The 10,602-nt window shown below is 36.0% G+C and carries 12 protein-coding genes; 8 read left to right on the top strand and 4 right to left on the bottom strand.

Going from position 1 to position 10,602, the window contains the following annotated elements; all coding sequences use genetic code 11:
- Positions 1-743 precede the first annotated feature (743 nt).
- Positions 744-2,957, top strand: coding sequence for a phosphoketolase family protein (locus PN497_RS12585; RefSeq protein ID WP_096565579.1), 2,214 nt, complete (start codon positions 744-746; stop codon positions 2,955-2,957).
- Between the two features lie 59 nt (positions 2,958-3,016).
- On the opposite strand, the gene PN497_RS12580 is transcribed toward PN497_RS12585, so the two are convergent.
- Positions 3,017-3,787, bottom strand: a complete 771-nt coding sequence (locus PN497_RS12580; protein WP_096565581.1) for an Abi family protein — start codon at positions 3,785-3,787, stop codon at positions 3,017-3,019.
- A 305-nt stretch (positions 3,788-4,092) separates the two neighbouring features.
- Here PN497_RS12580 and PN497_RS12575 point away from each other — a divergent pair, with 305 nt between their 5' ends.
- From PN497_RS12575 to PN497_RS12560, 4 genes are all read left to right on the top strand, one after another.
- Positions 4,093-4,245 carry a hypothetical protein gene (locus PN497_RS12575; protein ID WP_272110304.1) on the top strand — a complete coding sequence of 51 codons (153 nt, stop codon included), beginning with the start codon at positions 4,093-4,095 and terminating at the stop codon, positions 4,243-4,245.
- A 131-nt stretch (positions 4,246-4,376) separates the two neighbouring features.
- Complete coding sequence (locus tag PN497_RS12570; RefSeq protein WP_096565583.1) at positions 4,377-5,102, top strand: DUF3800 domain-containing protein; 726 nt, start codon at positions 4,377-4,379, stop codon at positions 5,100-5,102.
- A gap of 151 nt (positions 5,103-5,253) precedes the next feature.
- Positions 5,254-6,276 (top strand): reverse transcriptase family protein, encoded by a 1,023-nt coding sequence (locus tag PN497_RS12565; RefSeq protein ID WP_096565585.1) that lies wholly within the window; start codon positions 5,254-5,256, stop codon positions 6,274-6,276.
- Positions 6,277-6,852: 576 nt separating this feature from the next.
- Positions 6,853-7,023, top strand: a complete 171-nt coding sequence (locus PN497_RS12560) for a hypothetical protein (protein WP_190347072.1) — start codon at positions 6,853-6,855, stop codon at positions 7,021-7,023.
- On the opposite strand, the gene PN497_RS12555 is transcribed toward PN497_RS12560, so the two are convergent.
- The gene (locus PN497_RS12555; protein WP_096565587.1) at positions 7,020-7,613 is read right to left on the bottom strand and encodes a hypothetical protein; all 594 of its coding nucleotides are present in this window, start codon (positions 7,611-7,613) and stop codon (positions 7,020-7,022) included. The genes PN497_RS12560 and PN497_RS12555 overlap by 4 nt on opposite strands.
- Positions 7,614-7,679: 66 nt before the next feature.
- Positions 7,680-8,120 (bottom strand): hypothetical protein, encoded by a 441-nt coding sequence (locus PN497_RS12550; protein ID WP_096565589.1) that lies wholly within the window; start codon positions 8,118-8,120, stop codon positions 7,680-7,682.
- Between the two features lie 511 nt (positions 8,121-8,631).
- Here PN497_RS12550 and PN497_RS12540 point away from each other — a divergent pair.
- Together PN497_RS12540 and PN497_RS12535 are read left to right on the top strand one after the other, a co-directional pair.
- On the top strand, positions 8,632-9,000 hold the full coding sequence (locus tag PN497_RS12540; RefSeq protein WP_096565591.1) for a papain fold toxin domain-containing protein: 369 nt from the start codon (positions 8,632-8,634) through the stop codon (positions 8,998-9,000).
- A gap of 23 nt (positions 9,001-9,023) precedes the next feature.
- Positions 9,024-9,371, top strand: a complete 348-nt coding sequence (locus PN497_RS12535; RefSeq protein ID WP_096565593.1) for a hypothetical protein — start codon at positions 9,024-9,026, stop codon at positions 9,369-9,371.
- A gap of 103 nt (positions 9,372-9,474) precedes the next feature.
- Here PN497_RS12535 and PN497_RS12530 read toward each other — a convergent pair whose 3' ends face one another.
- Complete coding sequence (locus tag PN497_RS12530) at positions 9,475-9,741, bottom strand: prevent-host-death family protein (protein WP_096565595.1); 267 nt, start codon at positions 9,739-9,741, stop codon at positions 9,475-9,477.
- A 294-nt stretch (positions 9,742-10,035) separates the two neighbouring features.
- On the opposite strand from PN497_RS12530, the gene PN497_RS12525 reads away from it, so the two are divergent.
- Positions 10,036-10,245 (top strand): YgiT-type zinc finger protein, encoded by a 210-nt coding sequence (locus tag PN497_RS12525; RefSeq protein WP_096565597.1) that lies wholly within the window; start codon positions 10,036-10,038, stop codon positions 10,243-10,245.
- Positions 10,246-10,602 lie beyond the last annotated feature (357 nt).

The following is a 10,602-nucleotide window of genomic DNA, read 5'->3' as shown; positions in this document are numbered from 1 at the left end:
AATTATCATTTTATCAAAAGGCTATTTTCCTGTAAGGGCGAAGCATTCGGGCGACAAATTATCATTTTATCAAAAGGCTATTTTCCTGTAAGGGCGAAGCATTCGGGCGACAAATTATCATTTTATCAAAAGCCTATTTTCCTGTAAGGGCGAAGCATTCGGGCGACAAATTATCATTTTATCAAAAGCCTATTTTCCGAATGCTTCGCCCCTACTTCGCCCCTACTTCGCCCCTACTTCGCCCCTACTTTGCCCGTACAGAAGTCAGGAGTTAATGAGAAAACGAACCACGAAGGCACAGAGGACATGGAGGAAAGAAGGTTTTAGAGATATTTTGCGTCAGCTTCCACACCCGCCATGAAATTCATTTCATGGCTAATAAATCAAGTAAACTAAAGTTTACTGAAGAATTTTCTGGTTATTGAGTCATCTTTAGATGACTTTGGCTATTAGCAAAGAAATATGGCTAACGCCACGCTTCGCTATCATTTCCTTGCGGGCTATTGGTTTGTCATGCTGCTTTCATAATCTCTGCTTATGTTTTGCATTCTAAAACTGCAATAAACCTTTACAACCGTGAAGATGTAAAATTTTGGTTACATTACAGTAGTTTTCAAGTCTTCAGACTTCTCTTATTTCCCCTTTGCGCCTTTGCGTCTTTGCGTGAGATAAAAAAGTCATTCATGAAAACCACTGTAAACCAGCATTTAAAGTTTCCGACGAATTTATTTAAGGTACTCAGCATGACAGCAACTACAACAAAGGCATCTTCCGCAGTTCCAAGTTTTTGTGAAGGTATTCAATATTTTGGGGAAGCATTGCCAGATTTTGAAACTTATGGTGCAACGCCGGTGATAGAATCGGGCAAAGGTGCGATCGCTAATCCCAATGATACTACAGCAGTTTATCAAACCCTACTAGCTGCCGATGCCCTGCGCTACCTGACCCTACAAATTACTGGTAGTAAGGCTTCTGGACATCCCGGCGGTTTTGCCAGCCAAGCGGAAGCTTATGCAGCTTTGGTCATGCTGGGACATAAAAACATTATCACCGAAGTTGGACACCACGCCCCCGGTTTTTATAGTGCCATGTTTCTCGACCGTTCTTTAGAAGACATGGGCATTTCTACAGTACAACAATTGCGCGATCGCTTTCGGGAAAAACACGGTTTATTAGGACATTTATCCGGTTATATTCCTGGTATTCTCGCCCCTGCTGGTCCTTTGGGACAAGGACAACATTTTGCGATGTCTGCTGCACTGCTACACCGTGACAAACTCTTCCCCTTCACCGTGGGAGATGGGGGACTCGGTGAACCCTACATCATGAGTGCAATGGCGCATTTTCACACCGCTTACCCCAATGTAACCAACTTCCTACCTATCCTAGTTTGGAACGGTTACAGCCAAGAACATCATAGCATGGTATCTTTAAAAACCACCGATGAAATGATCGCTTATTGGAAAGGTAACGGTTTTGCGGAAGTGATCATCGTTGATGCCAAGGAATTTGACGACCAAAACCAACCGGGAGATTACGTAGATAGTACCATTTTCTCCTTCCAAAAACGGTTAGAATTTACTAAAGCGGTATTAGTAGGCATTGATAAAGCTGCCCGTTCTGCTTTGAGTGGCACATTAACGGTATTTATCATTAAACAACTCAAAGGCGCGGGTGTTCACGCTTTAGGGGCAAAATCTCACAACCTCTATCCTCAAGATACCTTAACCGCGCCTCACATTGTCACAGCCTTACAAAAACGCGCTTTATCTGTGGAAGCATGGCAAACAGTCCGCACAAACGCCGAACGTGCCGGAGGTGGACCCGCAGCGAAAACCGTAGTTACAGAATTTGAATTACCTTTAGCAGATATCGGGGAATTACCATTAGAAGAATATGCAGTTGGCGGAGATCCAAAAGTTTCGACAACGGCAATGGGAAGGTTAGTAGGAATAATCGGAAATAAAGATAAAAACTTCCTAGTAACTAACGCCGATGGTAACGCCGCTTCAGGAATTGGTAATATTAATGAAGCCTTAAAAATCATTCACCCCACAGCCGATGAAACCTATCATCAGGCTCCAGGAGGTCAAGTTTACGAGCCTTTGAGCGAAGATGCTTGTGCAGGTTTAGCAGTTGGTTTATCCTTAATGGGTGCGAGAAGTTTGTGGTGTTCCTATGAATCTTTTGCCATCAATGGTTTACCAATTTGGCAAACTGTCACCCAAGCAATGGCAGAATTAAGAAGAAAAACACCGTCAACTATTACCTTATTTACTGCCGGTGCATTAGAACAAGGTCGCAACGGTTGGACACACCAAAGACCAGAAATTGAAGCTTACTTTGCTTCGATGATGAGAAATGGTAATGTATTTCCTGTTTTCCCCCCCGATGCTAACAGTATTCAAGTCTGTTATGACTGGGCTTTAGGAACAAAAAATAAAGGCATTGTCATCACTGCAAGTAAGTCATCTTTACCCATTAGAACAACTTTAGAACAAACCAAACAAGGGTTAGAAAAAGGCGCGATTTTATTACATGAAGTTGCCGGAGGAAAACAGGTTGTCTTTGCTGTAATTGGCGATATGACCTTAATTCCGGTGTTTGAAGCGGCGGCATTTTTAGAGACAGAAGGTATTGGAGTGAAGATAATTTCTGTTATTAACCCCCGGCGTTTATATCGTGCTAATGATACAGCTTGGGATACTTGTTCTGAACCTGATGGTGGGTTTTTGAGTGATGCAGAATTTGATAGTTTGTTTGCTGGTGATGCGTTAATTGGTGTGACTGGTGGTGCAGGTGCGATGTTAGAACCTATTATGTTACGCAGTACCAGTAAGCGGGATATTTTCGCTTGGAAGCGTGGGGAAACTACCGCCAGTGCGGGTGAGTTGATGGCGTTTAATGGGTTGACTGCGGAAGCGTTGACTAAGCGGGCTATTGAGTTGGTGCATTAATATCATATTTCTGTAGGGTGTGTTAGCGATCGCGTAACGCACCTTACTAGCTATTGATATCATTGCATACTTGATGGGATTGAATTTACCAATTTTTCAAATTGATTATTTTCTTCAAAAAAATATAAAGCATCTTTACTTAACCAACCTAATAATTCCTTGGCATCTTTGTAGGTTGTCAGTAATTCATCAAATGACAATTTTTTAGTATTGAATACAGGTTCATGATGAAATACACGGTTACGGATAACTCTTATTTCATATAAACTTCTGCGTATTCGCTGTATCTCGCGTGCAAAATTGAGATTGGTAGGAGCATCGGAAAAAACATCCTTAATATAACGATTTTTTTGAATAAGCCAGATAATTTTGTCATAGTCAGAACCCATAATTTCTGTCCAAAAACCAAAATTTAGCTCAGGTGTTAAAGTATCTGATGTGATTAGCTTGTGATATTGTGGATTGTTAATTTTCTTATTTTGTTTGTTAATTTCTTCTTTTGCTTTATCTATCTGTTGTAATAATCTTGCTCTTTGAGTATTACCATTTTTGTCTTGCTTTTCTGTTGCAGCCTTTCCATTTAACCATTTACCAGCTTTTTCCTCAAACCAATTATCGCCAAATTCTTGAACAAGAATATTACTAATTCTATTTCTTAAAGTAAGCTCAAATATACATAAAAATGAATATAGAGATTCGGATAGTCTCATATTCAGTTTATATAGTTGTAATGCCTCTAGCTTATCTTGATTGGTAGCAATCAAATATGTTGACAGGCGTGGTTCGGAAAAAACTATACAAAGACTATCATAGGTACTAGAGTCAGACATATTAAAAATGTGGGTATTAATTATCTCATAAGGATTAGTTATAGCTCAGTATAATATAGTTCGAGTTCTTCAAACCGAAAATATTTATTCTAGATACTTGACAAATCTAGGAAATATCCTGTAACATATATAGTGTGAGCCTTGGGTACTCCTTGGAGCATAAAGTTTGATGCAGCCTTCAAAACGTGAACAGCGAGAAATAGGCTTGCTCACAATTTAGAGTTCCCGACCCCAAGGTAAGAATTTTTTTAAACTGAATAACCGCTTTTTAAGTGATGGATTAATTGCTGGTTGGTGCTAGTCCGATGTTAGAAACTATTATGTTACGCAGTACCAGTAAGCGAGATATTTCTGCTTGGAAGCGTGGGGAAACTACCGCAAGTGCGGGTGAGTTGATGGCGTTTAATGGGTTGACTGCGGAAGCGTTGACGAAGCGGGCTATTGAGTTGGTGCATTAATTAGAACGCAGATGTACGCAGATGAACGCGGATGTTTTGGTGTTTGTTGCGTACATTTGCTGTTTTGTTTTTTTAGGAAAAGAGAGTATTCTTTATTAATTTTATCAAAAATGTAAGGTTGAGTAACAAGTATGGTATCTAAAGATATTTTTATGTTTATAGATGAAACTGGTACTGACGAAAAATCAAATATCCTTGCAATTGCTTGTATTACAACACATGATCCTGATTATTTGAGAAGTAAATTAGAGAATTTAAGAAAAAAACTTTTAAAAGACCCCATCCGTCTTACTCTAACAAGTGTCAAAGATTCTCTATCCAAAAAAGGATTTCATTATTGTGCAGATGATACTACTGAAGTAAGACCTCATGTTATTAATTTAATAAGTCAACTACCATTTCAAGCTTATATTTGTTATCAGGAAAAAGAGAGTGATTTTGACCCTAGCAAGGGATATGGTTGGTATGATAAACTATTTGGTCGTCTTATATTTGAACGGTTGCGAGCGAGTTATGATGTACCTATTCATATTTGTTTTGAACAGCATGATAGTCGTTTTGAAGCTCGACGCAATGAATTAGAAAAAATTATTAATCAGCAAGTTGGAGAAATTCAATTACGGGATCAAGTTAAGTTTGTTATTTCTCCTAAAATTATCAGTGCTGGTAAAGATGAACCTTGTTTAGTAATAGCAGATTATGTAGCAGCTATATTTAAAGATTATGTGGTAAGTGAAGTTAATAATTTCGGTTCTTCTTGGCAAGGACGCAACTTTGAAAGAATTAGGACAAAGATTAGATGGATTCACGAGTATGGAACAAAAAATTTCTTCACACGCAAAAATCCACTTCCCTAAATATAAAAATCCATATTCATAGATGTACTATACTGTAATATATGCTATAATCTGAGCGGTTCTGGAAGCGTAAAATTTGTGGGCGCGAGTCGTGTCCGTTTCTAAGTACCTCTTAGTGTAATTATTCCTTACTCTTCCAGAACCATATATTATGATTCAATTAGACTTCCAATCTCTAGAAGATATTGATACTGTTGCAATGGTGTTGGGTTGTTTCCCATCTTTTATTAATACGGTAATTGATACACCTTCTCGATTCTATACCCTAAAGAAAATTCCTAAGAAGGGAAAAGGCCAAAAAGGGCAATACCGCCTTGTTTACGAAGTTGATTCAGAGCTTAATGTTATCCAGAAGAATATTGCTACAGCTATTGCTTCAAAAATACAATTTCCTGAATATGTGCAAGGCTTTGTAAATAAACGCTCAATAGCTACTAATGCCGCACTTCATTTATCTCAAAAGTATGTTTTAAATCTTGATATAAAAAACTTTTTCGATAGTATAAACCAAAAACAAATTATTGAAGTTTTTAAGGAAATTGGCTGTACAGAAACAATTGCAGAAATCTTTGCTAGATTATGTACATTTAACGGACATTTAGTGCAGGGTGCTAGTACAAGTCCTATATTAGCTAACCTGGTATGCAAGGAACTAGATCAAAATTTTGTAGAATTAGCCAAAAAATATAATTGCTCTTATTCTAGATATGCTGATGATATTACTTTCTCCGGCGACATAACACCTCGTAAAAAAGAAATCGAGAAATGTTTAAAAAAATATGGATTTGAGTTAAATCCAGTAAAGTGGAAAGGTCAACCAAGAGGTAAATCACAATACGTCACGGGGCTAACAGTTTTCGATAATACAAAACCTCGTATACCAAGGGTTATAAAGAAACAGTTACGGCAGATTTTATACTATGCTTCTAAATACGGTTGGAGTAACCATAAATATAAAGTTAGTATCTGTATCCAGAAAAATATGTATTATGACATAAAACAAATAGATGGAATGATTGCTTTTATGTATTCAGTAGAGCCAGAACAAGCTTTAAAATTTGATCTACAATGGCAAAAAATTCTCAAAGAACAAGATATAGATTATGTAAAAGGGCGTGACCCAAATGTTATTTTTGCACGTCGTTCTCAGGTGCAGACAGATATTAGCGAGTAGGTTAGGTTGAGGAACAAAACTCAACAATCATTACTACTCATTAATAATAATAATTTTATAAAAATCAACTTTCTTACTCTCTTCCTTCGTATACTTCGTGTCTTCGTGGTTCATTAAATAATAGTTGACACAAGAAAACCCAACATCACCCAAACCACCCAACCATCACCAACTATCACGAATAGTTTTTTCTACCAATGGCAGAAAATGACAAAAACCGCCATGATATAGAAAACAACATTCAGGAAATCACCTCATGAAAAGTATGAATATTTCCTTACCTAACACCATGCGCGATTATATAGAAAAGTAGCGCAAAGAGGTTACAGCAGCGAAGCGTGAATATTTTCGGGAATTAGTGCGACAAAACCAAAAACTCCAAAGCAAAAGAACAACTACAAACCATGCTTTTGACAAAATTCGTTTAACGCAACAATTAGTGTTTTTATAGATGCTAAATTAATTGAAAAAGATTTAAAAGAACTGCCAAAAACCCATGTATGTTACAGTTTACAATCAGATTTAACTCTGAGCTTAAAGTTTTTTGAAATAGGAAAGACATACTGGGAGTTAGGGATGAATGGTACTGATTTTTTATCAGTTAATGACAACATTTTGATTGAATTTTTACTAAAGCAATTACCAGACGTGGAAACTGTTTTAGATGGTAGATATGTGAGAACTGATAATGCTGTAAAAGGGTATTTCTACTTAAGTAGAATAATTGTTGGAAATACTGAAATTTAAAGAACTTCAACATCTCTAACTACATCTAACAACATTTGTAAAAAATCATCAAACTCTGAAAGTTTGCCTGTAAATTGAACATCTGATTGACTTTCTATTTCTATCAATCCATTAGGTGTTTTAACTCTCAGCTTTATTTTATGTTCATAGTTATCGTCAGCATCATTTAAAGGTGTTTTTTTCCAAACAATAAAAACGTTATCTTTTTCCAGTAATTTATCGTAAACATTACTATAAATGAAAGTTTCAGAGGATTTATAAATTGATATAGAGCCATATCCTGAACCACCAAAAGCATTAGGGTTTTTAGCAAAACACTCTAGGGATTTGAAAGTTCCATTATCAACAAGACTGACAGAACCATCCATTAATCCCATTACTCTATAGTTAGCAGGAATTTTCAAAGCAACACCAAACTGTTTTAATTCAATATTTCTACTAAGTTTAGAAGGATATTCTGCTTCAATACCACAATTAACCAAATTAGATGTTTCAGCTTTTACAGGAAAACTAATTAAGTTAGTGATTAAGCAAGATAGAAATATAGTAGACAGAAGTGTTTCTTTTTGAGTTTTATGTTTATGAGACATGACTTTTACTGTAGAAAGTGAGTAGATGTAAAACTATGATTTAAAATCAATTGAGAAAATTGATATTTATTCCTGCGGTTCTTCTTCAATATGCCACCGAAAAACAGTTTCTTGGTTAGCTCCATTGTTTGCAGTTGTCACATACAAAATTTCTCCATAAGCACTTTCAAATCTAAAAAGACAAAGACCTAAACCTGTACCAGCACAATCTTGAATTTCTGTATACTCTTTTTTAGTAAAAAAATAATCTACTGGTGCGCTTCTTTGCGAGTTCATTAATTGCTCGTGATTAAATACTGATTGCCAACCAGCTTCTAATAACATTTCCCTAGCTTTTGAATAAGGCATACCTTGTTTAAGTTTTGGTATTTCTTGCCTGACACAAGGTTTTGTATTTATAGTTGGCTTTGTTGTTTGTGCAACCACACTACCCTCAAAACTGGGAATAATAATAGATAAAATCACCGTACTTATACTGATAAGACCTATAGAAAATTTAATAGACATATTTTTACTGTGTGTAGCTAGAACTTGTACTACTTATTATACACACAAATAGTTAAATGTAACTAATAATTCCTAAAAAAGCGAGTAGGTTAGGTTGACACCAATAAACCCAACATCACCCAAACCACCCAACCATCACCAACTATCACAAATAGTTTTTTCCACCAATGGCAGAAAATGACAAAAACCGCCATGATATAGAAAACAACATTCAGAAAATCACCTCATGAAAAGTATGAATATTTCCTTACCTGACACCATGCGAGCTTACGTAGAAGAACTGGTCGCGCAAGGTGGTTACAGCAGTGTCAGCGAATATTTTTGGGAATTAGTACGACAAGACCAAAAACTCCAAAGCAAAATAACAACTACAAACCCTGCTTTTAGAAGGATTAAACTCAGGAAATGCAACAGAAATGACAGCACAAGACTGGGAAGATATTCGTCAAGCAGTGCAAGGATAGAATAAAATTTATACTAGAATTATTAAAATTTAGCACCGGGAGCAAATTTGCATCAAGAGGACATAATTTATCAACAAATTATAGCAATTGCCAGAAGTTACGGAATATTTGATTGTATCCCCTGCGCTAGAGCAATCAAAGAATTTTTAATTAGACAAGGTATTCATGGCAAACATATTAAACTAGATACAAATTCTCAAGATCCCATTTATGGCAGAATTTATGATGATAGTATTGGAGAATTGATTGCTACTACTGGTCATCATGAAGGTGTTATAATTGAGATCAATGGGGTGGAAATTGTTGTTGATAACATCCACCATCAAGGAATTACGCGATTAGACTGGATACAGAATCTCTATTCACCTATTTTAGATGCAGGATTAGAGTTTCAAATCACAGAAACATACTTTTAACCTAGAAAATTAGGGAGTTAAATATGGATAATCTCTACAAATTACTGCAAAAAATTAAAAAAAGACCTGCAATGTATTTAGGTAAAAACTCTATTTTTAGCCTCCAATCTTTTTTAGACGGCTACTATTTTGCTCGTCGAGAAATTGGTATTCCCTTAACAGCAGAAGAAACCGAATTTCAAGATTTTTTACAATGGATAAGACAGAAATTTAATGTAGAAACAGGTCAATTATGGTCAAGTATTTTGCTTTTCCATTCAGCCGATGAAAAAAGCGCAGTAGATAGATTTTTTACCTTGTTTGAAGAATTTAGTCAACAACAGAAAAATCATGAAACAGCAAAAATTAATGAAGTAGCATCTTCAAGTTGATAATACCAATTCTTTGGTACTTCAGCACTCAAATTATCACACATCCAACGATAGGAGTTTTCAATTTCTTGAAATGCAGTAGGTTGAATAATAACTTGATAATTCATGAGCGAGGAGGAATGTTATATTTTTGTTGTAGAGTTGCCAAAGCTTGATCCGCAGGAATCCCTTCACCGCGCTCAAATTCATCTAATCCTTTACGAATACCTACTATTGTTTCTAAGTAATCTATTCTTTCTAACAATTCTTGATAGGAAACTGGGGGTTTTTGTGGTGCTGTTTTGAGTGATTGCAAAAAACCAAGCACATCTTCTAAAAGTTCGCTGGGTGTGTTGTCAATTTCTTGTAACAGTAATTCTTTGATAGTCATTACAGTTAATAAATCTGATTGATATTTTTATTATAGCAATTATTTTCATGTTTTATATGGATAAGTTAATTGTTTTTATTACAACTAAAGTAAGTAAGTTAGGTTGACACAAGAAAACCCAACATCACCCAAACCACCCAACCATCACCAACTATCAGGAATTATTAGGTTTTGGAGACAATAACGGAGCAATTCATGTAGTTTGTTCACCCAAAAACGAATATCTAGCAATTATCACCGCTTACATTCCCGAACCAACACAATGGTCATCTGATTTTAGGAGGAGAATTTAAAATGGAATGCTTATATTGTAAAGGTAAAATGCACCGAGGAACAGCCCCTTTTACTATTGATAGAAAAGGCTATCATATCTCTTGGGATGCCATTCCTGCATGGGTTTGTGAGCAGTGCGGTGAATCACTTTTTGAAGCTCGTGAAGTTGAATTAATTCAAGAAGCACTGACAGTTTTAGACCGAGAAACAGAAGTTTTAGTAAGTTCATAATTACGTTAGTTATTAGGTTGAGTTGACACAAATAAACCCAACATTACCCAAACCAACCAACCATTACTAAATAACATGAATTAAAAAGTTATAAACACTAAAAATATCAAAATCAGCTATACTACTAATAGTATTACCCTGGTTAGGATATGGCTAAAATCTCAATTTCATTGCCAGATGAACTACTAAATTACATTGACCAAAAAGTTGATAACCCAGGGTAAGAGCATCTCAATCAGGCTTGACATAAGGGCTTTTCGGAATCTAATGTAGAGTCAATGAAACAAGAACTGAGAACTTGAATCATGTAATCGTTATCCATAGCAGTGCGTTTCATTTTTTGTCGCAGACTACGTT

It is taken from the genome of Sphaerospermopsis kisseleviana CS-549 (genome assembly GCF_028329225.1).
GTDB classification, from domain to species: domain Bacteria; phylum Cyanobacteriota; class Cyanobacteriia; order Cyanobacteriales; family Nostocaceae; genus Sphaerospermopsis; species Sphaerospermopsis kisseleviana.
This window is presented reverse-complemented; position numbering and strand designations above follow the sequence as displayed.

Coding starts and splice junctions, on each gene's coding strand:
- PN497_RS12585 (WP_096565579.1), top strand. CDS start 744: ATGACAGCAACTACAACAAAGGCATCTTCCGCAGTTCCAAGTTTTTGT.
- PN497_RS12580 (WP_096565581.1), bottom strand. CDS start 3,787: ATGTCTGACTCTAGTACCTATGATAGTCTTTGTATAGTTTTTTCCGAA.
- PN497_RS12575 (WP_272110304.1), top strand. CDS start 4,093: ATGTTAGAAACTATTATGTTACGCAGTACCAGTAAGCGAGATATTTCT.
- PN497_RS12570 (WP_096565583.1), top strand. CDS start 4,377: ATGGTATCTAAAGATATTTTTATGTTTATAGATGAAACTGGTACTGAC.
- PN497_RS12565 (WP_096565585.1), top strand. CDS start 5,254: ATGATTCAATTAGACTTCCAATCTCTAGAAGATATTGATACTGTTGCA.
- PN497_RS12560 (WP_190347072.1), top strand. CDS start 6,853: ATGAATGGTACTGATTTTTTATCAGTTAATGACAACATTTTGATTGAA.
- PN497_RS12555 (WP_096565587.1), bottom strand. CDS start 7,613: ATGTCTCATAAACATAAAACTCAAAAAGAAACACTTCTGTCTACTATA.
- PN497_RS12550 (WP_096565589.1), bottom strand. CDS start 8,120: ATGTCTATTAAATTTTCTATAGGTCTTATCAGTATAAGTACGGTGATT.
- PN497_RS12535 (WP_096565593.1), top strand. CDS start 9,024: ATGGATAATCTCTACAAATTACTGCAAAAAATTAAAAAAAGACCTGCA.
- PN497_RS12530 (WP_096565595.1), bottom strand. CDS start 9,741: ATGACTATCAAAGAATTACTGTTACAAGAAATTGACAACACACCCAGC.
- PN497_RS12525 (WP_096565597.1), top strand. CDS start 10,036: ATGGAATGCTTATATTGTAAAGGTAAAATGCACCGAGGAACAGCCCCT.